This is a genomic window from Streptomyces sp. AC555_RSS877 (assembly GCF_019049245.1).
Taxonomy (GTDB): domain Bacteria; phylum Actinomycetota; class Actinomycetes; order Streptomycetales; family Streptomycetaceae; genus Streptomyces.
The window spans coordinates 121,800-147,423 of sequence record NZ_JAGMUK010000064.1; the positions used below are offsets into that span (position 1 = coordinate 121,800).

21 protein-coding genes and 1 pseudogene are annotated in these 25,624 nt (G+C 70.3%); 3 read left to right on the forward strand and 19 right to left on the reverse strand.

The annotated features are described in order from the left end of the window. Positions 1-92: 92 nt before the first annotated feature. From KUM49_RS29030 to KUM49_RS29055, 6 genes are all read right to left on the reverse strand, one after another. Positions 93-761, reverse strand: a complete 669-nt coding sequence (locus KUM49_RS29030) for a histidine phosphatase family protein (protein ID WP_217239928.1) — start codon at positions 759-761, stop codon at positions 93-95. After that, positions 758-1,201: a ribosome silencing factor gene (rsfS, locus tag KUM49_RS29035; RefSeq protein WP_217239929.1), complete on the reverse strand. Its 444-nt coding sequence runs from the start codon at positions 1,199-1,201 to the stop codon at positions 758-760. Before rsfS ends, KUM49_RS29030 begins: the two co-directional genes overlap by 4 nt. A gap of 105 nt (positions 1,202-1,306) precedes the next feature. Next, positions 1,307-3,046: an LCP family protein gene (locus KUM49_RS29040; RefSeq protein WP_217239930.1), complete on the reverse strand. Its 1,740-nt coding sequence runs from the start codon at positions 3,044-3,046 to the stop codon at positions 1,307-1,309. A 16-nt stretch (positions 3,047-3,062) separates the two neighbouring features. Continuing rightward, positions 3,063-3,773: a nicotinate-nucleotide adenylyltransferase gene (nadD, locus tag KUM49_RS29045; RefSeq protein ID WP_217239931.1), complete on the reverse strand. Its 711-nt coding sequence runs from the start codon at positions 3,771-3,773 to the stop codon at positions 3,063-3,065. A 79-nt stretch (positions 3,774-3,852) separates the two neighbouring features. Beyond that, positions 3,853-4,017, reverse strand: a complete 165-nt coding sequence (locus KUM49_RS29050) for a hypothetical protein (protein ID WP_217239932.1) — start codon at positions 4,015-4,017, stop codon at positions 3,853-3,855. Positions 4,018-4,126: 109 nt separating this feature from the next. After that, complete coding sequence (locus KUM49_RS29055) at positions 4,127-4,324, reverse strand: hypothetical protein (protein ID WP_217239980.1); 198 nt, start codon at positions 4,322-4,324, stop codon at positions 4,127-4,129. Between the two features lie 80 nt (positions 4,325-4,404). On the opposite strand from KUM49_RS29055, the gene KUM49_RS29060 reads away from it, so the two are divergent. Then, the gene (locus tag KUM49_RS29060) at positions 4,405-5,541 is read left to right on the forward strand and encodes a M48 family metallopeptidase (protein WP_374200211.1); all 1,137 of its coding nucleotides are present in this window, start codon (positions 4,405-4,407) and stop codon (positions 5,539-5,541) included. A gap of 89 nt (positions 5,542-5,630) precedes the next feature. Here KUM49_RS29060 and KUM49_RS29065 read toward each other — a convergent pair whose 3' ends face one another. The 5 genes from KUM49_RS29065 to proB all read right to left on the reverse strand — a co-directional run bounded on the left by KUM49_RS29065 (position 5,631) and on the right by proB (position 10,772). After that, the gene (locus KUM49_RS29065; protein WP_217239934.1) at positions 5,631-6,701 is read right to left on the reverse strand and encodes a hypothetical protein; all 1,071 of its coding nucleotides are present in this window, start codon (positions 6,699-6,701) and stop codon (positions 5,631-5,633) included. A 100-nt stretch (positions 6,702-6,801) separates the two neighbouring features. Beyond that, the gene (locus KUM49_RS29070) at positions 6,802-7,377 is read right to left on the reverse strand and encodes a hypothetical protein (RefSeq protein WP_217239935.1); all 576 of its coding nucleotides are present in this window, start codon (positions 7,375-7,377) and stop codon (positions 6,802-6,804) included. Positions 7,378-7,520: 143 nt separating this feature from the next. Then, positions 7,521-8,807, reverse strand: coding sequence for a glutamate-5-semialdehyde dehydrogenase (locus KUM49_RS29075; protein WP_217239936.1), 1,287 nt, complete (start codon positions 8,805-8,807; stop codon positions 7,521-7,523). A 62-nt stretch (positions 8,808-8,869) separates the two neighbouring features. Continuing rightward, positions 8,870-9,331: a hypothetical protein gene (locus tag KUM49_RS29080; protein ID WP_217239975.1), complete on the reverse strand. Its 462-nt coding sequence runs from the start codon at positions 9,329-9,331 to the stop codon at positions 8,870-8,872. Between the two features lie 334 nt (positions 9,332-9,665). Beyond that, positions 9,666-10,772 (reverse strand): glutamate 5-kinase, encoded by a 1,107-nt coding sequence (gene proB, locus KUM49_RS29085; RefSeq protein WP_217239937.1) that lies wholly within the window; start codon positions 10,770-10,772, stop codon positions 9,666-9,668. 225 nt (positions 10,773-10,997) lie between these two features. Here proB and KUM49_RS29090 point away from each other — a divergent pair, with 225 nt between their 5' ends. Together KUM49_RS29090 and KUM49_RS29095 are read left to right on the forward strand one after the other, a co-directional pair. Next, positions 10,998-12,404, forward strand: a complete 1,407-nt coding sequence (locus KUM49_RS29090) for a polysaccharide pyruvyl transferase family protein (RefSeq protein WP_217239938.1) — start codon at positions 10,998-11,000, stop codon at positions 12,402-12,404. Between the two features lie 135 nt (positions 12,405-12,539). Further along, complete coding sequence (locus KUM49_RS29095) at positions 12,540-14,663, forward strand: CDP-glycerol glycerophosphotransferase family protein (RefSeq protein ID WP_254401954.1); 2,124 nt, start codon at positions 12,540-12,542, stop codon at positions 14,661-14,663. A gap of 13 nt (positions 14,664-14,676) precedes the next feature. Here the strand turns inward: KUM49_RS29095 and KUM49_RS29100 are convergent, their stop codons facing one another. The 8 genes and pseudogenes from KUM49_RS29100 to rplU all read right to left on the reverse strand — a co-directional run bounded on the left by KUM49_RS29100 (position 14,677) and on the right by rplU (position 25,366). Then, positions 14,677-15,900 carry a glycosyltransferase family 2 protein gene (locus KUM49_RS29100; RefSeq protein ID WP_217239939.1) on the reverse strand — a complete coding sequence of 408 codons (1,224 nt, stop codon included), beginning with the start codon at positions 15,898-15,900 and terminating at the stop codon, positions 14,677-14,679. Positions 15,901-16,127: 227 nt separating this feature from the next. Then, the gene (locus KUM49_RS29105; protein ID WP_217239977.1) at positions 16,128-18,239 is read right to left on the reverse strand and encodes a hypothetical protein; all 2,112 of its coding nucleotides are present in this window, start codon (positions 18,237-18,239) and stop codon (positions 16,128-16,130) included. A gap of 191 nt (positions 18,240-18,430) precedes the next feature. Then, positions 18,431-19,930 (reverse strand): bifunctional cytidylyltransferase/SDR family oxidoreductase, encoded by a 1,500-nt coding sequence (locus KUM49_RS29110; protein ID WP_217239940.1) that lies wholly within the window; start codon positions 19,928-19,930, stop codon positions 18,431-18,433. A gap of 183 nt (positions 19,931-20,113) precedes the next feature. After that, positions 20,114-21,305 (reverse strand): annotated as a pseudogene (locus KUM49_RS50790) (hypothetical protein). A gap of 113 nt (positions 21,306-21,418) precedes the next feature. Next, positions 21,419-22,969 carry an alkaline phosphatase gene (locus tag KUM49_RS29120; RefSeq protein ID WP_217239941.1) on the reverse strand — a complete coding sequence of 517 codons (1,551 nt, stop codon included), beginning with the start codon at positions 22,967-22,969 and terminating at the stop codon, positions 21,419-21,421. A gap of 256 nt (positions 22,970-23,225) precedes the next feature. Further along, on the reverse strand, positions 23,226-24,662 hold the full coding sequence (gene obgE / locus KUM49_RS29125) for a GTPase ObgE (RefSeq protein ID WP_217239942.1): 1,437 nt from the start codon (positions 24,660-24,662) through the stop codon (positions 23,226-23,228). 114 nt (positions 24,663-24,776) lie between these two features. After that, positions 24,777-25,031 carry a 50S ribosomal protein L27 gene (rpmA, locus tag KUM49_RS29130; protein ID WP_217239943.1) on the reverse strand — a complete coding sequence of 85 codons (255 nt, stop codon included), beginning with the start codon at positions 25,029-25,031 and terminating at the stop codon, positions 24,777-24,779. Between the two features lie 14 nt (positions 25,032-25,045). Further along, the gene (rplU, locus tag KUM49_RS29135; RefSeq protein WP_006374708.1) at positions 25,046-25,366 is read right to left on the reverse strand and encodes a 50S ribosomal protein L21; all 321 of its coding nucleotides are present in this window, start codon (positions 25,364-25,366) and stop codon (positions 25,046-25,048) included. Between the last annotated feature and the right edge of the window lie 258 nt (positions 25,367-25,624).

Genomic DNA, 25,624 nt, shown 5'->3' on the forward strand with positions numbered 1-25,624 from the left:
TGCGTTCTTCCCGCTCGGCGGGCGAACAAGAAGAACTTTAGCCTGCGACCTGCCGGAAAGTGAAATCCGGGTCGCGGGCCTGAGTGCGACGCTCAGTCGTCGTCGCCGAGCACCGGCTCCGGGAGAGTGCCGGCGTTGTGCTCGAGGAGGCGCCAGCCGCGTGCCCCCTCGCCGAGGACGGACCAGCAGCAGTTGGAGAGTCCGCCGAGGCTCTCCCAGTGGTGCGCCTCCAGGCCGAGGAGGCGTCCGATGGTCGTCCGGATCGTGCCGCCGTGGCTGACCACGACGAGCGTGCCGTCGTCGGGAAGCTTCTCGGCGTGCCGCAGCACCACGGGGGCGGCGCGGTCGGCGACCTCGGTCTCCAGTTCGCCGCCTCCGCGGCGCACCGGCTCGCCGCGCTTCCACGCCGCGTACTCCTCGCCGTGCCGGGCGATGATCTCCTCGTGCGTCAGCCCCTGCCAGACACCCGCGTAGGTCTCCCGCAGCCCCTCGTCGTGGGTCACCTCCAGGCCGGTGAGCTCGGCGAGCTCGGCGGCCGTGTTGGCGGCCCGCTGAAGGTCGGAGGCGACGATCGCGTCGGGGGTCAGGGAGGCCAGCAGCCGGGCGGCGCGCCGGGCCTGGGAGACGCCGGTCTCGGTGAGGGCGACGTCCGTGGTGCCCTGGAAGCGGCGCTCCACGTTCCAGGCGGTCTGGCCGTGCCGCCAGAGGATGACACGGCGGCCGCGGCCCGGCTTGCGACCGGCTCCCGCGGGGGCGCTCACCGCGCGTCCCCGAACTCGGCGGCGTCCTCCTCGGCGCGCAGCTTGGCGTGCTCCTGGCCCTTGCCGCGGGTCGCCTTGGCGTCGGCGGGCAGGTCGAGCTCGGGGCAGTCCTTCCACAGCCGTTCCAGGGCGTAGAAGACACGCTCCTCGCTGTGCTGGACGTGTACGACGATGTCCACGTAGTCCAGCAGGACCCAGCGGGCCTCGCGGTCGCCCTCGCGGCGCACCGGCTTGACGCCGAGCTCCTTCGAGAGCCGCTCCTCGATCTCGTCGACGATCGACTTGACCTGGCGGTCGTTGGGCGCGGAGGCCAGCAGGAAGGCGTCGGTGATCGACAGGACGTCACTGACGTCGTAGGCGATGACGTCGTGCGCCAGCTTGTCGGCTGCCGCCTGGGCGGCGGTGGTGATGAGCTCGAGAGAGCGGTCAGTCGCGGTCACTACAAGGCTTTCGGTCGGCGGACACTTGACGCCAAGGGTCTCACGGACCGCCGGGGCCGCCCCACGCGATCAGCGGATCACGTGGGGCGGCCCCGACCGGCTCGGTCAGGAGGAGCCCGGCTCGTAGTCCTGGCCGAGGACCACGGCCACGTTCGCGCTCCCGGAGACCTTGCCCTTGGTGACGGAGCCGTCGTCCAGGCCCAGGGTCTTGGCGACCTCGGTGGCGTTCTCCTTGTCGGCGGCGTCGGCGTAGACGACCTTGGACGTGGCCCGAGCCGAGGAGGCCGTGCCGCCTTCCAGGAAGCTGAAGCCGCCGTTGAGGAGGACGACGCGAGCCTTCTCGGTGTTGTCCTTGACGCCGGTGGCGTTCTGGACGGAGACGCTGACCGCGGCGTCCTTGTCGGGGCTCTTCGCGGTACCGCCGAGCACGTCCTTGACGACGCTGTCGCTCGCCGCCGCGCTCAGGGTGCCGTCGGTCTGCACGGGCAGCAGCGCGGTCTTGTAGTCGCCGCCCTTGGCCCGGTCGGCGAGCTTGGCGAGGAAGGTGCCGAGGTCCTTGTCGGTGAGCGACGGGTCGAGGATCTGCGCCAGTGTCTGCACGGTGGTCGTCGCGGCCGTGGGGTCGGAGGACAGCTTGCGCAGCACACCCTGCATGACCTGGCCGAACCGCTCCAGCTGGGCGTTCTGGGCCTCGCCGGAGGCGCGGTAGGTGGCATAGGCGACGGCCGTCTTGCCGCTGAGCGTCTGGGCCTTCCCCTTCTTCACCAGGGGTGCCTGGCCCTTCTTGGCCTCCGGGTCGGGCACGTCGGCGTTGGTGTCGACCTCGATGTTGCCGACCAGGTCGACCAGGTTCTGCAGGTAGGGGGTGTCGAGGCGCCAGGTGCCCTCGATGTCGGTGCCGAGGACGCCGTCGAGGGAGTCGCGGGTACCGGAGGAGCCGTCGTCCTCGACCGACTTGGCGAGGGTGGTCGTGGACCCGTCGTCGTCCGTGAGGACGAGGGAGTTGGGCAGCAGAACGGTGGTGCCCTGCTTGGTGGTGGTGTTGTCGACGAACAGCGCCGTGGACGTGCCGCCCTGGGCGGTGTTGTGCAGGTGGACGACGATCACGTCGCGGTTCTGGGCCCCGGCGGCGGTGGCCGTGCCGGTCTTCGCGTCCGGGGACGAGGACAGTCCGGGCAGCTTCCCGGCGTACCAGAGGTAGCCGACACCGCCGACCGCGACCAGCGCCATCACCACCACGAGGGCGACAAGGCGGCTGCGGGCGCGGCGCTTGGCCTCCTCGCGGCGCTCGGTGCGGTTCTCGGTGAAGTTCAGCCAGTCGATGACGTCTTCGGAGTCGCCGTCGGGCTCCTCGACGAAGGCGAACTGCCCGGTGTGGAACTCCCGTTCACCGTCGGGCCGGTGGGCCTCGTCGGCGCCGGAGCGATGGCGTTGCCCAGAGGTGTCCGCTTCCGCGGCCGGGCCGGACTGCTGGGGGATGTAGGCCGTCTGTTCGGCGACGCGGGGCTGCTGACCGCTGGTGGCGGTCTGGCCGTAGGGGTCGTACGACGGCGCCGGTCCGCCCTGCTGGACACCGGTGCCGTAGGGGTCGTACGGCGGCGGTACGGGTGCCTGCCGGCCGGTGTCGTACGGGTCGTACGCGGGGGCCGGGTGCTGCCCGCCCGTGGCGTACGGGTCGTAGCCGTAGCCCTGCTGCTGCGCGTACGGGTCGTACGGCTGCTGGGGGGCCTGCTGTTGCTGCGGCAGGACCGGCCGGTACATCGGCCGGCCGTACTCGTCGTAGCCGACGAGCTCGTACTGGTCGTCGCGATTGCCGCCGTATCCCGCGTCGTATCGGTCGTTCACCGGTGCCCCTCTCGGCTCACTCGCCGCGGTACAGCTCGCGCTTGTCGATGTAACGCACGACTCCGTCCGGCACCAGATACCAGACGGGGTCGCCCTTGGCGACTCTCGCCCGGCAGTCGGTGGAGGAGATGGCGAGGGCGGGGACCTCGACGAGCGAGACGCCGCCCTCCGGGAGACCGGAGTCGGACAGGACGTGGCCCGGCCGGGTGACCCCGATGAAGTGCGCGAGGGAGAACAGCTCTTCGGCGTCCCGCCAGGTCAGGATCTGACCGAGGGCGTCGGCGCCGGTGATGAAGAAGAGGTCGGTGTCGGGGTTGAGCGCGCGCAGGTCGCGCAGGGTGTCCGCGGTGTAGGTGGCGCCGCCGCGGTCGATGTCGATGCGGCTGACCGAGAACTGGGGGTTCTCGGCGGTCGCGATGACCGTCATCAGGTAGCGGTCCTCGGCCAGGGAGACCTTGCGGTGGCTCTTCTGCCACGGCTGGCCGGTCGGCACGAACACCACCTCGTCCAGGTGGAACTGCGCGGCGACCTCGCTGGCCGCCACGAGGTGCCCGTGGTGGATGGGGTCGAACGTTCCGCCCATGACACCGAGACGGCGTTTGCCGGAGCCCGACGGTCCGTTGCCGAGGGCGCTCGACGGACGGTTGTCGACACCGTTCACCGGGCGGTCTTCCGTGCCGTTCGGCGTGTCGTTCGCCGGACCGGTAGGCATGTCCTGCTCTCCCATGCGTGCAGACCCTACCGGCCCAGCCTGAGGGCGCCGGTCGGAGGATGCCCGGAGTGCCCTGTTATGGGCGCCGGGTGCCTCAGCGGTCGCGGTTGAAACGGGTGGTGATCCACAGCAGAAGCATCAGGATGAGAAAGGCGGCGCCGCCGGTCACCAGCGGGTCGAGGCTCTCGTGGTTGCCACCGTGCTCTTCGCCCTCGGCGGCGAGGGTGACCAACTGGGCAGCGGTGCTGTGGAAGCTCATCTTCGGCAGGACCTATCCGGTGTGGGCGGAGTAAAGACGTCGGCCCATGGTAAGCGGGCGGTCCGACGCCGATCACGCCGACTCCGCCATTGGGAACCTTCACCCCGGCTCAGTCGTCTTTCCGCTTGTACCCCCGCAGCAGGAACCACGCGGTCAGCACACAGCCCAGCGCCATCACGATCAGTACGACCCGGAGCAGATTCCCGGCCCCTTGCTGCTCGGCGGCGCGCGCGGCCTGAGCCAGCCAGGCGGCCCGGGGGTTGTGCTCCATGGCGCGGAACTCCTTCTCGCTGTAGTGCCCGTCCACGGTAACTCCGCCTAGGCTGGGCTCTGCTTCGGGGGCGCAAAGGACCGCACAAAGGTCCGCAAAGGGCCACTCACACGCACATGGGGGAAGACATGTCCGACGGCCACCAGCAGAACGGGCACGAGAACGTGCCGAGCAGGCAGCGCAGGCGCTTCCCGGGGATCTCCTCCCGTGCGTACGAGCACCCGGCCGACCGCTCCGCCCTGGTGGCGCTGCGCAAGCTGAGCGGCTTCGACACGGTCTTCAAGGCGCTCAGCGGTCTGCTGCCCGAGCGCAGCCTCAGGCTGCTGTTCCTCTCCGACTCGGTGCGTGTCTCCGACCAGCAGTTCGCGCACCTCAACGACATGCTGCGGGACGCCTGTTACATCCTGGACCTGGAGAAGGTCCCGCCGATGTACGTCAACCAGGACCCGCAGCCCAACGCGATGTGCATCGGCCTGGACGAGCCGATCATCGTCGTCACCACGGGCCTGGTCGAACTGCTCGACGAGGAGGAGATGCGGGCGGTGGTCGGGCACGAGGTGGGCCACGCCCTGTCCGGCCACTCGGTCTACCGCACCATCCTGCTGTTCCTGACCAGCCTCGCCCTCAAGGTGGCCTGGATCCCGCTCGGCAACCTGGCGATCATGGGGATCGTGACCGCGCTGCGCGAGTGGTTCCGCAAGTCGGAGCTGTCCGCCGACCGCGCGGGCCTCCTGGTCGGCCAGGACCTCACGGCCTCGATGCGTGGCCTGATGAAGCTGGCCGGCGGTAACCACCTGCACGAGATGAACGTGGACGCGTTCCTGCAGCAGGCCGAGGAGTACGAGGCCGGCGGCGACCTGCGCGACTCCGTGCTGAAGATCCTGAACGTGCTGCCCCGCTCCCATCCCTTCACCACGATCCGGGCCGCCGAGCTGAAGAAGTGGTCCGAGTCCCGGGACCACCAGCGGATCATGGACGGCCACTACCCGCGGCGCAGCGAGGACAAGGACACCTCGGTCTCGGACTCCTTCCGGGAGTCGGCGTCGCACTACGCCACGCACGTCAAGACCTCCAAGGACCCGCTGATGAAGCTGGTCAGCGACCTCGCCGGCGGGGCCGGGGACCTGGGCGGCAGGGTGCGGCGCGGCTTCGGCGGCTTCGCGGGTTCGGCACCGCAGGACCAGCCGCCGACGGACAAGCCGGGCCCGGCGAACGGGAGCGGGACGGACACTCCCCCCAGGGACGACGTCTGACCGAGGGTCCATCGCAGTCGACGGGACCGGGGAGGCCACCGGAAGGCCCGTCGGCTGCCCACGCCCTCAGGCGCTCCACCCCGGCTTGCTCACACCTTCGGCTGCGCGTTCGTCGCCAGCGACCCGCACAGCGCCGTGGCGCCGCCCGTCGCATAGGGGTCCGTGCCGGCCGGTCCGCCTTCCTTGGCGGTCTGGCCCGCGAGCAGCGGGCGCAGGTGGTCGGTGGAGTCCTCGGCGCAGGACAGGGGCCCGGCCTGGACGTAGGAGACGACGAGCTGGGCCGTGTGCAGGCGCAGGTCCTCGGTGTCGAAGCGGAAGTGCAGCTCGCGGCGGACGGTGAACAAGGACGCCTCGGCCTTGTCGCCGGTGCCGGTGGGCCGCAGCGCGTACACGAAGGTGTGGTCCGCGGTGACCTCGAGTGTGGACGGGTCGGTCTCGGCGGCCTGAAGCGTGCCCTGGACCCGGATCCTGCCGTCGGCCAGCTCGGCGCCGGACGGGTCGAAGCGCACCAGCCATCCGGTGGGAGCGTGCCGTCCGTCGGCCGCGGGGCGGTCGAAACTCTCGTCGAACTGGCCGAGTTGGTCCGTGTCGAGCAGGACGCGCACGGGACGGACCTGCTCGCCGGTGAGGACCTCCGGGTAGAGCGAGGACCGGACGATGTAGTCCTTGGCGGTGGTCAGCGCGGCGACCACCTGGCTGTCCGAGAAGTGCGCGGTACGCCGGGAGGCGGGCAGCGGTATCCCCTCGGCACCGATGCGGTACTGGGCGGCGGGGCTGTGCGCGTACAGGTACGCGGGGTCGGTGTGCCCGGGCACCTTGCCCTCGGGGGCGAGCGGGATGACGGTCATCCGCAGGGGCTCGACGGGCTGCAGGGCGGCGGGTGCCTGGTAGGGGTGCCGTACACCCATGTAGACGGCGGTGCCGAAGGCGACGGCGATCAGCAGGACCAGGACCAGCGCCTGCCGGGACAGGCCGCGGCGCAGCGGGGGCCGACGGCGTACCGCGGGGGCGTGGTCGGCGATGCGCTCCTGCGCGGAGAACTCCTGGAGGCGGGCAGCACGCACGAACGACTCGTCGAAGACGACGGATCGGTATTCTTCCTCTCCACCTCCGGGGCCGCCCTCGGGTGCCCCCTCAGGTGGGTTTCCAGGCCCTCCCATATCTTCAGAGTAGGTCGCCGGGCGCTCGGGTAAACGCCTCGCTGCGCGTCAACTTCTGACAGGTTCTCACCAGGACCGGCGACGGGCCCCCGACCCGCGTTCAGGGCGTGCGCGGGACCGCGGAGACGGCCGGCTGGGAGTAGTCGGCGGAGGCGGAGGGCGCCGCCGCGCTGCCCCGTTCCAGGCCGGTCGAGGCGGGCGGCTGAACCGGGTCGCCGCCTGAGGAGGCGCTGCGGTAGACCGCCGCGAAAGCCAGCGCGACCATGCCGATCCCCATGACGAGGGCGAGGATCCAGGCGACGGGGCGGTGCCAGCGGGCCGGTTTGCCGTACGTCCCGGTGGCGCCGTGGCGGCCCTCGAGGATGTCGGCGTCGTCCAGGTCGTCGAGTTCCGGGTCGTGGCCGTACCGGGTCGGGCCGTCGTGGCCGTACCCGTCCTCGTAGCGCTCGCCCCTGCCGAGGGCTGCCCGGCGGGCTTCTGCCTCGGAGGCCTCCGCTCTGGCCTGCGCGGCGGCCAGGAGGCGTTCGACGGCGGTCGGCTCGTGCACCACGGCCGCCCGCACGAAGGCCTCGTCGAAGACCACGGAGGCGAACTCTTCGTCCGACACTCCGCGGTCGTGGTTGTCGTCGGGCTCCCAGCCGTCAGGGAACGGCGTGCCCCCCACGTCCTCCGGCACGGATCCAGATTAGACCGGGGGGATCAATTTGGGCAGACGGTATGGAAATTCATCCGGTTGATCAGACGTCTCTTCCGCGCACGGGCGGGCGCCCGACGTGTGTGCCGGGCGCCCGCGCCGTGTCGGGCGCCTGGTCGTGCGCCTCAGCGCCGTACGTGCCCGTCGCCGGTGACGATGTACTTCGTGCTGGTCAGCTCGGGCAGACCCATCGGGCCGCGGGCGTGCAGCTTCTGCGTGGAGATGCCGATCTCGGCACCGAAGCCGAACTGGCCGCCGTCGGTGAACCGGGTGGAGGCGTTGACCGCGACCGTGGTGGAGTCGACCAGCTGGGTGAAGCGGCGGGCGGCCTGCTGCGAGGTCGTGACGATGGCCTCGGTGTGACCGGACGTCCACAGGCGGATGTGTTCGACGGCCCGGTCCAGGGAGTCGACGACGGCCGCCGCGATGTCGTGGGAGAGGTACTCGGTCTCCCAGTCCTCCGGCGTCGCCTCGACGACGGTGGCCTTGGAGTCCTTGGCGTACGCCAGCACCCGCTCGTCGGCGTGCACGGTCACTCCGGCCGCCGCGAGGGCGTCCAGGGCCCGCGGCAGGAAGCGGGGGGCGATGTCCTGGTGGACGAGGAGCGTCTCGGCGGCGTTGCAGACGCTGACGCGGTGCGCCTTGGAGTTGATCAGGATGTCGATCGCCATGTCGAGGTCGGCGTTCGCGTCGACGTAGACGTGGCAGTTGCCGGTGCCGGTCTCGATGACCGGGACGATCGACTCGGCGACGACGGTCTGGATGAGGGAGGCGCCGCCGCGCGGGATGAGCACGTCGACCAGGCCGCGGGCCCGCATCAGCTCGCGCACGCTCTCGCGGCTGTCGCCGGGCACCAGCTGCACGGCGTCGGCGGGCAGCCCGGCTCCGCCCACCGCATCGCGCAGCACCCGCACGAGCGCGCTGTTCGACTCGTACGCGGAGGCAGAGCCGCGCAGCAGGACCGCGTTGCCGGACTTCAGGCAGAGGGCGGCGGCGTCGACCGTGACGTTCGGGCGGGCCTCGTAGATGATCCCGACGACGCCGAGCGGGACGCGGACCTGGCGCAGGTCGATGCCGTTGGGCAGGGTCGAGCCGCGGACGACCTCGCCGACCGGGTCGGGCAGCGCCACGACGTCCCGCACGTCGGAGGCGATGGCCCGCACGCGTTCCGGCGTCAGCGTCAGCCGGTCGATGATGGCCTCGCTGGTGCCGGCCTCGCGGGCCTTGGCGATGTCCTTGGCGTTGGCCTCGACGATCTCGCTCGTACGGACCTCCAGCGCGTCCGCGATGGCGAGCAGCGCGTCGTCCTTGTCGGCCCGCGGCAGCGGCGCGAGGTCGGCGGCGGCGGCCTTGGCGCGGTAGGCGGCCTGGGTGACCGGGGACATCGAGTCGTACGGCGAAAGCGTGGTCATAGGGGAAAGCGTAGTGCGCCGGGCGGGCGCGTCCACCGCGCATTCCACACCCCGAGACGGGGTCAAAAGGGGTGAACCCCGACCGGTGTCGCCGGGGCCGGTCCGAACCCCTCGGCGATGCGCAGGTGGTAGGTCTCACGGTCGATGACCTCCAGGCCGACGATCTCCCAGGGCGGGAGTTTGGCGGTCTGGCGGTGCTCGCCCCACAGGCGCAGGGCGACGGCGGCCGCGTCGTGCAGGTCGCGGGCCTCTTCCCAGTAGCGGATCTCCGCGTGGTCGTTGGCGTACCGGCTGGTCAGCAGGAAGGGGTGGTCGTGGGCCAGCTGTTCGAGGCCGCGCCGCACCTCCTTCAGCGGGGCCTCCTTGCCGGAGACGCTGAGGGTGACGTGCCACAGGCGTGGCAGGTCCTCCGGCTCCTCGTAACGGTCGCCGGCCGCGACGCTCGTCAGGGCACGCTCCTCGCCGACCGCGCGCGAGGAGGCACCGCCGGTACCCCCGCGGGCCGCCGACGCCCCAGGGCGCACTCGTCTCACGACGGCCTCCTTTACCCCATGGCCGAGCAGTGCTCGTGCTCGTGGTCCTGCGGAACGTGTCCCTGGGACAAAGTTGAGCAGGCCGGGGGCGTCCGCGTGGCGGTTTTGCGGAACGTCCACCTGAGGACGACGCCCTTGTCAGGGCGTTCACCCCGTTTTCGGGTACGGCAACCCCGTTTTCGGACGCGACGCCCAAGTTTTCGGGTGCGATTCCGTGTTTTCGGATGCGATGTGCGCGTTTTCAGGTGCGATGTGCGTGTTTTCGGATGCGACGACCCCGCGTCGGGGTGTGACGCCCTCCTCTTCGGGTGCGGCAGCCCGGTTCTCAGGGGTGCAGGATCACCAGATCGTCCCGGTGCACGACCTCGCGCTCGTACGCCGGTCCCAGCTCCCGGGCGAGTTCCCGGGTGGAGCGGCCGATCAGCCGGGGAATCTCCTTGGCGTCGAAATTGACCAGTCCGCGGGCCACCGCGTGCCCCTCGCCGTCCCGCAGTTCGACGGGGTCGCCCGCGGTGAACTCGCCCTCGACGGAGGCGATCCCGGCCGGCAGCAGCGACTTGCGCCGGTCCACGACGGCCCGTACCGCCCCGTCGTCCAGGGTCAGCGAGCCCTGCGGGGTGGACGCGTGCTGGAGCCACAGCATCCGGTCGGCGGAGCGCTTGTCGGCGGGGTGGAAGTAGGTGCCGGTGTCGCCGCCGGACAGCGCGTCGGCGGCGTGGACGGTGCTGGTGAGCACGACGGGGATGCCGGCGGCGGCCGCGATCCGGGCCGCCTCGACCTTGGTGACCATGCCGCCGGTGCCGACGCCCGCCTTGCCGGCGCTGCCGATGTCCACCCCGGAGAGGTCGGCGGGCCTGTGCACCTCCGCTATCCGCGAGGTGCCCGGCTTGCTGGGGTCGCCGTCGTACACGCCGTCGATGTCGGACAGCAGCACCAGCAGATCGGCGTGGACGAGGTGGGCGACGAGCGCGGCGAGCCGGTCGTTGTCCCCGAAGCGGATCTCGTCGGTGGCGACGGTGTCGTTCTCGTTGACGATCGGGAGCGCGCCCATGGCGATCAGCTTGTCGAGGGTGCGGGAGGCGTTGCGGTGGTGGGCACGCCGGCTCATGTCGTCGGAGGTCAGCAGCACCTGGCCGACGCGCACGCCGTAGCGGGCGAAGGAGGCGGTGTAGCGCGCGACGAGCAGCCCCTGGCCGACGCTGGCGGCGGCCTGCTGGCGGGCCAGGTCCCTGGGACGGCGGCGCAGCCCCAGCGGGGCCAGACCTGCGGCGATGGCGCCGGAGGAGACGAGGACGATCTCCTTCTCACCGCCACTGCGGCTCTTGGCGAGGACGTCGACGAGCGCGTCGACCCGGTCGGCGTCCAGGCCGCCCGAGGCGGTGGTCAGCGACGAGGAACCCACCTTGACGACGATCCTGCGGGCCTCGTTCACAGCCTGCCTTGCCCCTGCCACCTTGCGTTCCGTCCCCTCGCACCTCGGCTGCTGCGCAATCTACGCGAACGGGGGCGGGCGGCGCGCGTCGGTCCAGCCCCCGGGACGCGTCACCGGACCGCCCGCGTCACTGTTTGCTCCCGTCGCTCACGCTTCGCATACGGCAAAAAGGTTGTGCCGGTTGCTTGTAGAAATTAAAGTCTGGCAAAACTTACAGTGAAGATTGTGTCGCACAATGTTCGCCGCTCGAAGCGGATACTCCTGAGGTCGGGCAAGAGCCCCTACGATGTCGTCCCCGTCGAGGAGGCCCTGGATCAGGACGTCATCGCCACCAACTCCGGCAACCTGATCTTCAGTGACGCCACCCACAAGATTCTCGAGGTACCGGGGACCGAGGTCGTCTCCAACGGGATCAGGACCGAGGTGGCCGCGGCCGGACGGATCAACGAGGAGTTCGACGCCTTCGTCGTCCCGCTGGCGAACGCCTTCCGGCCGTCGTTCGAGACGCAGTTGAAGCGGCTGACCCGGCTGATCGGCAAGCTGCGGATCCCGGTCGTGGTGGTCGGCGTCGGCGCGCAGTCCGGGCTCGACTACAACCCGGCACGGCTGAAGGCCATGGAGCCGTCGGTGCGCGCGTTCGTCTCCGCGGTGCTCGACCGCAGCGCCTCGATCGGGGTGCGGGGCGAGTTCACCGAGAAGTACCTGAACGACATGGGATTCCGGGACGTCGAGGTGATCGGCTGTCCGTCGCTGTTCCTAGACGGCAAGGAACTCGCCGTGGAGAAGCGGGTGCCGGCGCTGACCGCCGACTCCCGCATCGCGGTCAACGGTTCGCACAACGCGGTGCAGAAGCAGGGCCTGGACCGGATCATCCGCCGTGCCCACGAGCGCTATCCGCACCTGCGCTTCATCGGCCAGAACATCAGTGACGCACGGCAGTTGCACTGGCGGGACCTGTCCGACGCGAACGGCCGGGTGACGTCGATGCCGACGCACCCCGACCACCCGATGTACGGGGAGGACAAGGTCCGCGTCTACGTCGACCCCGTCACCTGGATCGACGACCTGCGCGCCTTCGACTTCTCCTTCGGCTCCCGCATCCACGGCAACATCGCCGCCCTGCTGGCGGGCACGCCCGCGACCGTGCTGTGCGGTGACTCACGGACGCTCGAGCTGTGCCGCTACTTCGAGATCCCGCACCGCCTCATCAACAAGCTGCCCGCCGACCTGGACCCGGCGCGGTTGTACGAGGAGGCCGACTTCACGGGTCTGGTCAGCGGCCACCACGAGCGCTTCGAGCGGTTCACCGAGTTCCTCGACCGCAACGACCTGCAGAACACCTTCACGCACGGCGACGGCGGCACCTCCTTCGACGACCGCATGCGCTCGCTGTCCTTCCCGGCCGGCATCCGCCCCTGGAACGACACGGATCTCACCTCGCTCACCACGCGCTTCGGCTGGCTGCACAGCCGTATCGACGAACTCGCCAAGGACAACGACACGTTGAAGCGGGAACTGGCGCGAGCCAGGTCGGGGGCGACGGCGACCGGAGCCCCGACATCGGTGTACCGGCGGGCGCGGCGGATGGTGGGCAGGCCGATCCGGAAGGTGATCGGGGCGGGGCGGGCGTAGCGCGCCCCGCGTCACTCCAGGGCTGTCGGACACGTGCGTGTCGTCCGGTGGTCGACGGGCGTTAACCCGGGCGCACGACGTCCTGCGCCGAACCTTGGAGTGACCGCAGTGTCTGAACCCCTCCCCCGCCGCCGCATGGCGAGGCTCCGGCTTCGCCGGGCGACGGCGGAACGCCCCCGTCGGCGGCTCGCCGGGCTGTTCCGCGCCCGGTTGACGACCCCGACCGGGCTCCTCCTCCGCCGGCACGCGCCCCGCGCGCTGCTCACCGCCCTGTTCGCGGCCGCCTTCACCGTCCAGGCCGTCGGGGCGCTCCTCCCCCACCTTCCGCTGCTGCTCGTCGCGACCGTCGCCTCGGTGGCGGCGGAGGGCGCGCTGCACCGGTGGCAGCGCGGCATGGTGACGGTGCTCGCCAAGTCGCACGCCGACCTCACCGTCCGGCACGTGCTGCGCGACCTGCTGCTGGTCTTCGGTCTGCTGCGGCTGGGCGAGCAGAACCGGGAGACGGTCTACGCCCCGCTCGTCGCCGGTCTGCTCGCCTTCTACGCGCTGCACTGCGCGATCCAGGCGCTCTCCGTCCTGGTCCGCCGCACCCGCACCCTGCCGGTGGTCACCCGCAACATCGACGCCTCCGCGCTGCGCCTGTCCACGGCCCCGCCCGTCCTGCTGCGCCGCCCCGGCCACCGCCTGCTGGTCTTCGGTCTGCCGTCCACGGCCGGCCTGCTGGCCACGGTGGCCACCGACGACCTGCGCTGCGCGGCCCTGGGGATCGCCCTGTCCCTCGGGCTCGCGGTGATGGGCCTGTTCGACCTTCTGGTACGGCTGCTGCCGAGCCGCCGTCCGGTGGGCGAGCAGGAGGCGGTCGACTGGTTCGACGCATGGCTGGCCGAGTACCGGCCGACCATCGGCCTCTACTTCTCCGGCGGCGCCTCCTCGGCGTACCAGGCGAACATGTGGCTGGAGCCGCTCGCGCAGCTGGAGGGCCGTCCGCTGATCGTGCTGCGGGAACGCTTCATGGTGCAGAAGATCGCCGCGACCGATGTGCCGATCGTCTGCCTGCCGAAGGTGTCCACGCTGATGCGCCTGGAGCAGTCCACGCTCCAGGTCCTCGTGCACCCCTCAAACTCCGGCAAGACCTCCCAGGCCCTGCGCATCCCCACCCTCAAGCACACCTTCGTCAACCACGGCGAGAGCGACAAGCTGTCCTCGTGCAACCCGTACGCGAAGGCGTACGACGAGGTGTGGGTGGCCGGTCCGGCGGCGCGCGAGCGCTACGCGCTGGCCGAGGTCGGCGTCGAGGACAAGGACGTGGTGGAGATCGGCCGCCCGCAGCTGGACGCCGTACGGCCGTACGCGGGCCCGCCGACGGGGCCGTACGTCACCGTCCTGTACGCGCCCACCTGGGAGGGCTGGGACGGCAACCCCGGCAACACGTCGGTGATCCAGGCCGGCGAGAACCTCGTACGGGCGCTGCTCGCCGATCCGGGCGTACGGCTGCTGTACAAGCCGCACCCGCTGACGGGATCCGTGGATCCGCGTGCCGGGGAGGCGGACCTGCGCATCCGTGAGCTGGTCCGGGCGGCGAACCGGGAGCGGACCGGCGCCCGGCCCGTCGACGACGGCGAACTGGCTCGTCGTACGAAGGAGTTGGACGCCCTCATCTCGACCGACTGCCGGTCCGCCGCCGACCAGGTCGAGCGGATGCTGCTGCAGTCCACGCCCGAGCCGGGGCGGGCCGAGGCGGTGGCGCGGGCGACGGAGGCCTGGGAGGAGGCGTACTGGGCCTCGCTGCCGGAGTGGGAGCACCAGGTCGTGACGGACGTCAGGCCCGCGCTGTACGCCTGCTTCAACCGCGCCGATCTGCTGGTCAGTGACGTGTCGAGCGTGGTCAGCGACTTCCTGGCGAGCGGGAAGCCGTACGCGGTGGCCAACACCAGCGGGCTGCCGGAGGAGACGTTCCGCGAGACCTTCCCGACGGTACGGGCGGCGACCGTGCTGGCACCGGACGCGGGTGGGGTGCCGGGGCTGCTGGCGGCCGTACGGCATCCGGAGATGGACGAACTCGCCGAGGCCCGCGCCGAGTTGAAGCGGTACCTGCTGGGACCGGACGAGCCGGCCTCACAGGTGCTCTTCAGCAAGGCCGCCCGGGAGCTGTGTGCGGCGGCGCGGCGGCACCAGGTGCGGATGGCAGCCCGGCTGGCGTCGGAACTTCCGGGGCAGCGGCACGAGACCGTCGCCTGGCCCGCCACACCGTCCGTGTGACCTGCCCGGGGGATCAGGCCGCCGCGGCCCGCCCGCCCGGCGCGCCCTCCCGGGCCGGCAGCACCTGCCGCACCTTGCGTGCCGCCCGCTGCACGAACCTGTCGACGGTGCCCTCGCGATAGCCCGGGAAGGTGCGCGCCTCGCGGGCGTCGGCGAGGTAGACCGCGTCGGGTATGCCGGCCGAGGGGTCGCGGAAGTGGGGGTAGGCGAGGTAGAGGCGGCGGCCCTTCTTCTCCAGGACGGCCGACGCCTCCTTCTTCGCCCGCACGAACTCCACGACCTCCTTGAGCAGGTCGGGCCGCCCGGCGGCGACCAGGTGCAGCCGCAGCCGCTCGTGGACTCTGAGACGGCGGGCCACGTTCTCGTTCCAGTAGGCGTCCATCAGCGGCCTCGCCAGTTCGAACTTGTGCCGCCGGACCTCTTCGCCGTCCTTGAGGTACCGGGGGCCGAACTGCGGCAGCAGCGTGACGAGGAAGGGCCGGACCATGAGCACGTCCCGCTTCGGGCCCGGCGGGAGCATGTCGGCGATCAACGTCATCAGGGCTCGCGCGGAGTCGAAGCGCAGGGCGTAACCGCCGCTCTTCGTCACGTGCTTGCCGTCCTCCCGGCCCACCAGGTAGTAGCAGGTGTGGTCGGCGACCACGGAGACGCCGTCCGCGCGCAGATAGGCCTCCAGCGTGAACAGGGCGTCCTCGCCGGTCCACAGGGACTCGTCGAAGTGCATGCCGTGACGTTCCAGCAGGCTGCGCCGGAACAGCTTCTGCGCGCTCAGGGTGAACTTGATGTTGGAGGAGAAGACGTCGGTGCGCCCCACCGAGCTGCCCCACATCGACTTCGGCGCGGACCGGTTGACGCCCTCGACCTTGCCGAGGACGACGTCCGTGCCGTTCTCGTCGGCCATGGCGACCATGCTCCGCAGGGCCTCGGGGCCGAGCCGGTCGTCGGCGTCGAGGAAGAAGACGTAGCGCCCGGCGGCCTTGCCGAGGCCGACGTTGCGCGGGCCGCTGGGGCCGCCGGAGTTGTCCTGCCGGATCACCGTGACCGGCATGGCCGCGCGGGCCGCGAACTCCTCCAGGTACTCCCCGGTCCCGTCCGTCGAACCGTCGTCGACCGCGATGACCTCGATGCGTTCCGGGCCGATGGTCTGCGCCTCCACGGACGCGAGGCAGTCGACCAGGTACGGCATCGCTTCGTACGCCCCGATGATCACGCTCACATCAGGCTGCGTCACGGTCACACTTCCCCCTATGCATGGAACATTTCCCCCGTATCGCCTCATTGGCTACTTGATAGACGGGCGGCCTCGGCAAGCGGTTGCCTCGGCATCACCGTTTCGTGAGCCAGCTCACACGCATCGGTCCCCGTACCGACGCGCACACCAGGACATACGCGAAAGGGCCCGGTTTTCGAGGATCACTCCCTCGAAAACCGGGCCCTTTCGGCAAGGGCGCCGTCAGCGCACGGTCACGCCGTCAGACCGTCCGCCTCGCCGGCCGGCGACGTGCCCGGCGCGGGCACCGCGTTCGCCAGCTCCGCCTCGGCCTCCGCGGCCTCCGCCGCTCCGGTCGCCGCCCGCTCCTGGCCGGCGTTGCGCGTCTCGGCCTTGATCGCGAGCTTGGCCACCGCGGTGTTGAACTGCTCGATGGACGTCGGCTCGTCCGGACCCAGCAGGTACTGCTTCAGCTCGCTGCGGTCCTCGGCCAGCGGGTCGGCCGCGGGGTCGCGGACCGCGTCGAGCAGCGCACCCAGCTCGGCCGCGCTGTTGGACAGGATCACCGCGGCGCGTACGGCGGTGTTCTGCCGCTTGAACTCCTCCACGCCGAGTTCGGCGGAGTCCGTGACCGCGTACGGCTTGCCACTCGCGATGAAGTCGGAGACGACGCTGGAGATGTCGGAGACCATCGCGTCGGAGACGTTGAAGCAGTCGTACAGGCGCGGCTCGGCGCCCGTGACCACCCGGTGCTCCCAGCCGGGGAAGGAACGCCAGTACGCGTCGTTCCACTCGGCCCGCAGCCGGGCGATCCCCTCGTGCTTCTTGACGTCGACCAGGCCGTCGCGGGTGGCCTCGGCCTCGTCGCCCTTCTCGCCGCCGTTGCCGACCAGCTCGGCGATCCGGGCCTCGATCCGGGCCAGTTCCGCCTTGGCCTGCGCCTGGGCCGCGGCGTCGGCCGTGAAGCGCGGGTCGGCGGCGCGCGCGGCGGCCGCCTTCCCGACCAGGGAGGTGATCCGCCGGTGCGCGGCACCGGCCTCGGCGCTGACGGTGCCGGTGAACGGGTGCGGCTTGTACAGGACGCGTACCGGCGGGTCGGCCTTCACCAGCTTCTTCACGATGTTCTCGCCGGCGAGGACGAGCGAGGTGTTGCCCGGGTTGTTGTCCCAGCCCTCCCAGGTGGGCGCGTACAGCACCGTGGGGCAGTGTCCGTCGGCGGCGTCGCCGCCGGGACCCTCCGACGCGCCCTGCCAGGTCCGGATCGGCGCCAGCTGCGGGCGGCCGACCTCGACGATGTCCTCGTCGCGGACACCGACGTCGGCGATGGCGTAGCGGTCGCGGCCCGCGCGGCCGGCGGTCCACACCTCGTCGTACACCTTGCTGAACGGGTTCACGCTGGCCAGCTTGTCGCTGTCGCCGTGGCCGATGAAGACGTGCTTCATGGTCGGCACGCGCAGCAGGTGGATGTTCTTGCCGACGTTCGCCGCGTACAGCGCGACGCGCACGTTGGACAGGTCCATGTTCATCAGGTGCACCCCTCCGGGCACGCAGACGACGGGGACCGTGGTGGGCGCCAGATTGGCCAGGATGACCCGCTCACGCAGGATGATCAGCGGCTTGGAGTCCAGCTGCTCCATGGTCTCCAGCCACATGTTGACCTGGTACACCGAGTCCTTGGAGCCGGAGAAGTACAGCACCGTCTCCGGCCGGTACTCGCGCAGCCAGTCGTCGACCGCTGCCAGCACCTTCTCGGCGGTGGGCGGGATCTTCCGGCCGCGGACGTACGGCAGCAGCGCCGCGACGTACAGGGAGCCCAGGACCAGCGTGACGCCGATGCCGATGAAACCGGCGAGGGCGGAGTCCAGGGCGGCGGAGACGAGTATGCCGATCACGGCCGCGAGGTCGAGGTGGAGCATCTTCTCGGCCGAGCGGTTCAGCAGGCGCTGCGGCGGAGCGTCCGGGATGCGCACGCGCGAGGCCAGGTCGACGTTGCGGGTGGCGACCGGCATCCGGCGGCGGTTGCGGATCAGGGTGACCAGCGCGCCGTGCGGGGCCTGGAGACCGTAGAACGCGATGAAGCAGGCGGTCGCTCCGTAGAAGACCAGGCCGTCCGAGAGGGAGAGGCGGGCCAGCAGCAGGATCAGCAGGAGCTGTCTGATCAGGAAGCGGATCGACAGGCCTGCTCGCACCTTGCTGAGGCGGTTGATGAGATAGCTGCCCTTGCGGTGCAGATAGTGGTCCGCCAGGTACGTCACGGCGGTCGCGGCCGCGAAGGCGGGGACGCTCGGGACGAGCGCGGCCAGCATGAGGGCGGGGTAGCCCAGGATCATGAGGGCCGCCGCGGCCAGCTCTGCCGCGCTGCCCACCCGGGCGACGCGAATAGCGGTGCTTATCACGGAGGAACCTGCTCTTGGAGGGGGGCCGGTTTGTAAAAGTCGAAAAAATCCGGAAAAAAGCTTGTGCACGATCCGGGAATTTTACGGATTCAGGCCCCTGCGAATGCTCCGCGAACGGGCAGCCACAGAGGCCTGAATGACAGACGACTAATTGATGTTGATTATGCCACGCCGTCCTGACGATCCAGGACACTGGCCAGCGCCTGCTCGAAACCGGTCGCCTGTCCGGCGGACGCGGTCGGGTCCTGCTGGCGGACGTCGATGACGTGTCCGGTCAGTTCGGACAGCAGCACGTCGAGCGAGGTGCGGGCGACGGCCTCGGAGGAGAGCAGGCTGCCCGCCGGCTCCTGACCGAAGGCCTTGGTGCGCATCGGCGTGGCGGTGCGCTCCGGATTGACACAGTTGACACGGATGCCGTCGCCGGCCCACTCATCGGACAGGGCCTGGGTCAGGTTCACCATGGCGGCCTTGGTGGAGGAGTAGAGGCTGTACTCGGCACGGCCGCGGGTGTAGCTGCTGGAGGTGTACAGCAGCAGCTGGCCCTTGGTCTCGGAGAGGTACTTGTACGACGAGCGGGCGATCTGCACCGGGGCCAGGTAGTTGACCTTCAGCGCTTCCTCGATGGTCGCGTTGTCGGTCTCGGCCAGCTTGCCGATGCGCAGCACGCCCGCGGTGTTGACCACGTAGTCGATGCGCCCGGTCTCGGCGTACGCCTTGGACAGCGCGTCGTCGACCTCCTCCGGGTTCTCCACGTGGGTGCCGGTGGTGGAGCGGCCGAGCGCGTACACCTTGGAGCCGTAGGCCTCGGCGAGTTCGGCGATGTCCTTGCCGATGCCGTACGAGCCGCCGAAGACGACGACCGTCTTGCCGGTGAGGAGTTCGCGGTAGAGCTCCTCACTCTTCTGCTCGGGCGTGGCGGTGGAGGCCAGCTGGAAGAGCTTGTCGGCGATGAAGACGTCGACGGGCTGAGTGACCTTCATGTTGTACTCGTCGCCCGCGACGACGTGGATCGGCACGTCCGGCAGGTACTTGAGCACGACCGAGCAGTCGTCCGTGGCCTGGAAGTTGGGGTCGCCGGCGGCGACCTCGTAGGCGCGGCGGATCGTGGACAGCTTGAAGGCCTGCGGGGTCTGGCCGCGGCGCAGGCGGGAGCGGTCCGGGATCTCGGTGATGAACTCGCCGTCGTCGCCGTGCGTGCGCGTGACGATGATGGTGTCCGCGGACGGGATGGCGACGTCGACGGCCTGGAAGCGCTCGAGCGCCGTGACACAGTCGTCGATGACGCGCCGCGACAGCAGGGGGCGTACGGCGTCGTGGAACAGGACGTTCACGTCCTCGCCGTCGGCCAGGCCTTCACCCAGGGCGGCGATGGCGCGCTCGGTCGTCTCGTTCCGGGTGGCGCCCCCCTCGATGATCTTCTTGACCTTCTTGAACCCGGCCTTGGCGACGATCTTCTCGATGTCGGGTACGTAGCCCGGTGCCATCAGCACGATGATGTCGTCGATCGAGTCGGCCTTCTCGAAAGTGGTCAGGGTGTGCTCGATGACTGCCTTGCCGGCGATCTTCAGCAGCTGCTTGGGGATCGAAAGACCCACCCGCTGGCCGGTGCCACCGGCCAGGATCACTGCGGTGGTACGGGGCTTGGCGAAGTGCTGGGACACAGGTGACCTACCTCGGGACGACAGGGAACGTGGAAATGGTCCCACTTGGGGTTACCGCAGTGCAAGGTGAGCGCCGTCCACCGCATATGTGCGCGCAACCTGTGATTCACCTTGCACTCCTGGTGATAGAGGGGCACCTTTCCATGGACTCCAAGGAATTGCTGTGAGTAACTACACAGGGACTCAGTGGCGCCGAAGCCGCTTCAGGCAGCGGTGCCCGAGCACCCTCACGAGTTCCTTCGAGGACGTCTGGTGAACCGTGCGCGCCTTCGCGGCCGCGGTGTGCCCGACCGGTGCCGCGGCGGCCGCGGCGAGCACGCCGTAGAGCGCCCGGGCCGCCACCTCGGGCGCGATCAGCGGCTCCGCGGGCGTCTCCCCGGCGGGCTCGGGCACGGCGGACAGCAGGCCCGGATCGCCGATGACCCGTACGCCCGTGCCGCCGATCCGCTCCGCCATCTCCGCGCCGATTGCGGCGGCGGCCTCGACGGCCCACCGGGGCGTGCCGATCTTCACGGTTTCGGGACCGGGAGTGCACGTGTTCTTCATGTGCGTCACCGCGCCGTATCGGACGAGCTGTGAATAAAGCTCGTCCGGGGAGTCCATTGCCGCGGAATTCCACATTAAGATTCCGCAGCATTTCGGTCTCGGCGAGAGTAAGAGAACGGTTGGCCGTGTCCGGAACCGGCTCCAGGAGATTCGCGGGCAGTCCGAGGAGCTGCTCGAAGGTGCGCGGCAGGCCGTCCCGGTCGCGGTCGTCGACCACGACCACGGTGACCCGCTCCGGTCCGGTCGCCCGGGCCCAGCGCTCCACCAGCCGGTCGTGCCGGTGGCGGCGCCAGAAGCTGGGGTTGGGCTTCTCGTACGGGGCCTTCCTGAGCATGTGTTCCAGCCAGTCCTCGTAGCCCATGCGCAGGCCGTTCTGCACGTACTGCTGCCACTGCGAGGGCATGATCCGCACCAGCGGGCGCAGGGTGATCAGGACGTGCAGCCGGTCGCCGCCGAGTTCCTGGACGACCCGGGCGACGGTCTCGTCGTCGGGGGCGTCGGAGAAGAACTCGCTGCTGATCACCGAGGTGCGCGTGCCGGTCGCGTCCACCTGGTCCACCAGGCGCTGCCAGTGCCGCCCGGTGGGCTGGGTGTCGCCCATCATGCCGGGGCGGGCGCAGGCGGCCAGGGCCGCTTCCATGGGGTGCCTGGTGGCGGCCGGGAAGACGACACCGTGCTCGGGCATCGCGTCCTTCGCCGCGAACAGCGCGCCCTGGATCGCGGTCGTGCCGGTCTTGTGCGGGCCTATGTGCAGCAGCCGGGTGCCGACGGGCAGCGGGCGGATCCCCGCGTTCACCGGATCATCGTGTCTCGTACAGTCCGTCTCCATGGTCAGAGGACGGTAAGAGGGCTTCCTGAGACCGAGCTGAGGAAGACCTGGGACACGGATGAGTCCCAGGCTCCCGTCACACAGGCTTCATACGGCCTGGTCGCACGTGGCTGTCACACCACCCGGACACCGGGCCGGCCCGCGTCGACCCGCAGCCGGGCCAGCGTGCTGGGCGTGGCCTGCGGCTTCAGCACGGTGTCCACGATCCTCACCCGCGCGTCGATGCCGTCACGGCGGACGTCCAGCAAGTGGTAGCCGCGGTGGGCGTCGAGCAGCTTCCAGTGCGGGTTGTCCGGCAGGCGCGGGTCCCACTCCTGGTGGAAGGCGGTCTGGTCCTGGTCTCCGTTGCTGGAGACGGAGGTGCCGACGAACTCGGCGCCGACGACGGCGGAGTCCGGGTCGGCGAAGTCCTCCTTGAGGTCGCTGATCATCGTCAGGTGCCGGTCGCCGGTGAGCACGACCGGGTTGCGCACGTTCCTGAACTCCTTGAGGAACGCGTTGCGTTCGGCCTGGTAGCCGTCCCAGGCGTCGTAGAACCAGAGCTTGCCCTCACCGACCTGGAGGTCGGTCTCGGCCATCATGATCTGGGAGGCGATCAGGTTCCAGCGGGCGGGCGAGTCCCGCAGCCCGTCGAGCAGCCACTGCTTCTGGCCGGCGCCGAGCATGGTCAGCGACGGGTCCTGGGCGCCCGCCTGGCTGGTGGCCTGGTCGCTGCGGAACTGCCGGGTGTCGAGCACGTTGAGCCGGGCCAGCCGCCCGAACTCCAGGCGGCGGTGCATCCGGATGTGCGGGCCGTTCGGGACCGCCGTCGCGCGCACCGGCATGTGCTCGTAGTACGCCTGGTAGGCCGCGGTCAGCCGGGCCACGAACGCGTCGTGGGGCTGCTTGGCCGGGTCCTGCGGGATCTCGCCGGCGAAGTCGTTGTCGACCTCGTGGTCGTCGAAGGTGACCACGAAGGGGGCGTTCGCGTGCATCGCCGCGAGGTCGGGATCGGTGCGGTACTGGGCGTACCGGTTGCGGTACTGGGTGAGGCTGTACGGCTCACCGGTGCCCTCGTGACGTCGTACGGCCGTCGCCGACGGCGTCGACTCGTAGATGTAGTCGCCGACGAAGAGGACCACGTCGGGATCCTGGGCCAGCATGTCGGCGTACGGCGTGAAGTATCCGTGCTGCCAGTTCTGGCAGGAGGCGAGCGCGATCTTCAGGTTGCCGCCGGAGCTGTGCCGGGCGGGGGCGGTGCGGGTGCGGCCGGTGCGGGAGAGCTGTCCGCCGGTGCGGAAGCGGTACCAGTAGGTGCGGCCCGCCCGCAGTCCCCGTACATCGACGTGAACGCTGTGCCCGTATGCGGGCTGGGCTTGGGCGGTGCCCCGCCGGACGACCCTTCCGAACCGCTCGTCCTCGGCGAGCTCCCACTGCACCGGCACCACCGCGTCGGGCATGCCTCCGCCGTTCAGCGGGTAGGGGGCGAGCCGCGTCCACAGCACGACGCCGTCCGGCAGCGGGTCGCCGGACGCCACGCCGAGGCTGAACACGCCGTCGGGCAGCGGCGTTTCGGCCGCCCGGGCCGTGCTCGGCAGCCACAGCTGGGCGGAGGCCGCGGCGCCGAGCACGGCGGCACCGGCGGTCAGAAAGCGGCGTCGGTCGGGCGATACTGCTCCGGTCATCGGGCGAACTCCCCTGCTTCGCTTGTCTCTTCGACAGGGGAAGCTCACGCCCGCGGGCAGTCCGCCCGCTGAACCTCGAGGTTCGCGTGCATGACAAATAGGGAGACAACAGGAGACCCGTTGCGACACGGGAACCACACGAAGAACGCGGGTTGGTCGCAACGGGTCCTGAGGGTCTTACCGGTGACGGCTGTTCAGTGCGCGAACCCTGCCCGGGTCGTCGCAGGCCGCCGGACGGCGCGGTGGCCGGGAGCGGTCAGAACGGCTCGAAGTCGTCGAACTCCTGCGCCGCCTCGTCGTGCTCCGCCTGCTTGTCCCGGCGGCGCTGCGCCGCGGGCCGCGGTGCCTCGAAGCGGTGGTCCTCGCCTCGCCGGCCGAGCATCTCGGCACCCGCCATGACCGTGGGCTCCCAGTCGAAGACGACCGCGTTGTCCTCGGGTCCGATGGCGACACCGTCACCGGACCGGGCTCCCGCCTTCATCAACTCCGCTTCCACACCGAGGCGGTTGAGCCGGTCCGCGAGATAGCCCACGGCCTCGTCGTTGCTGAAGTCGGTCTGCCGCACCCAGCGCTCGGGCTTCTCGCCGCGCACCCGGAACAGGCCGTCCTCCTCGTGCGTCACGGTGAAGCCCGCGTCGTCGACGGCCTTGGGCCGGATGACGATCCGGGTCGCCTCTTCCTTCGGCTTCGCCGCCCGGGCGGCGCCGATCACCTCCGCCAGGGCGAACGACAGCTCCTTCAGCCCGGTGTGCGCCACCGCCGACACCGCGAAGACCCGGTAGCCGCGAGCCTCCAGGTCCGGCCGCACCATCTCGGCGAGGTCCTTGCCGTCCGGTACGTCGATCTTGTTGAGGACGACGATCCGCGGCCGGTTGTCGAGCCCGCCGTACTCCCGCAGTTCCGCCTCGATGATGTCGAGGTCGGACAGCGGGTCGCGGTCGGACTCCAGGGTCGCCGTGTCCAGCACGTGCACGAGCACGCTGCACCGCTCCACATGGCGCAGGAACTCCAGGCCGAGGCCCTTGCCCTGGCTGGCGCCGGGGATGAGGCCCGGCACGTCGGCGACCGTGTAGACGGTCGAGCCGGCCGTGACCACGCCCAGGTTCGGCACCAGGGTGGTGAAGGGGTAGTCCGCGATCTTCGGCTTGGCGGCAGACATCACGGAGATCAGCGAGGACTTTCCGGCGCTCGGGTAGCCGACCAGCGCCACGTCCGCGACGGTCTTCAGCTCCAGGACGATGTCCTGCGCACCCCCCGGCACGCCGAGCAGCGCGAAGCCCGGGGCCTTGCGCCGCGCGGAGGCCAGCGCCGCGTTGCCGAGGCCGCCACGGCCGCCCTGGGCCGCGATGTACGACGTGCCGTGCCCGACCAGGTCGGCGAGCACGTTGCCCGCCCTGTCGAGGACGACGGTGCCGTCCGGCACGGGCAGGACGAGGTCCTGGCCGTCCTTGCCGGAACGGTTGGCGCCCTCGCCGGGCTTACCACTCGTGGCCTTGCGGTGCGGGGAGTGGTGGTAGTCGAGCAGCGTGGTCACGGACTGGTCGACGGTCAGGATGACGTCGCCGCCCCGGCCGCCGTTGCCGCCGTCCGGGCCGCCGAGCGGCTTGAACTTCTCCCGGTGTACGGAGGCACAGCCGTGACCTCCGCTACCCGCGGCGACGTGCAGCTCGACGCGGTCCACGAAGGTGGTCATGGGGGGTGCCTCCAGCACTTGGGAAATACGTAGGGGTTTGTCTTTGGGGTAACACGCGAAAGGCGGACCCGCTTCCCGTGAGGGAAGTGAGGTCCGCCTCGCGAAAGCTTCCGATCAGGCGACCGGAACGATGTTCACGACCTTGCGGCCACGGTGGGTACCGAACTCCACCGCGCCGGACAGCAGCGCGAACAGCGTGTCGTCGCCACCACGGCCGACGCCCGCGCCGGGGTGAAAGTGGGTGCCGCGCTGGCGGACCAGGATCTCACCCGCGTTGACGACCTGACCGCCGAAGCGCTTCACGCCGAGCCGCTGGGCATTGGAGTCGCGACCGTTCCGGGTGGACGATGCGCCCTTCTTGTGTGCCATGTCTCCTCAGTCCCTTACTTCGCAGCCGCGGGGATCTCAGTGACCTTGATCGCCGTGTACTGCTGGCGGTGGCCCTGACGACGGCGGTAGCCGGTCTTGTTCTTGTAGCGAAGGATGTCGATCTTCACACCCTTGTGGTGGTCCACGATCTCGGCCTGGACCTTGATCCCGGCCAGCACCCACGGGTCGCTGGTCACGGCGTCGCCGTCGACAACGAGCAGCGTAGAGAGCTCTACGGTGTCGCCAACCTTGGCGGTGGAAATCTTGTCAACCTCAACGATGTCGCCGACAGCAACCTTGTGCTGGCGACCACCGCTGCGCACGATGGCGTACACGCGGATCTCTCTCTCACTCGGGACGGACCCCCTGATGCCAGCCGTTCACACGGTCCCGAAGGCCCGATGATCCGGATGCGGACGAGCGGCCTCCCCTGCTCGGCGAGCAGGAGGTGGGTGCTCAGGGGTGGGTGGGTACGGAGACACACCGAGGGTCAAGGTTACGGGCCGCCCCAGGGCTGGTCAAACCGGGCCCGCCCGGATCCGCGGGGGCGCCGCGCCGACTTCCGTAAACCCCTGGGTGTACCCAAAAGGCCT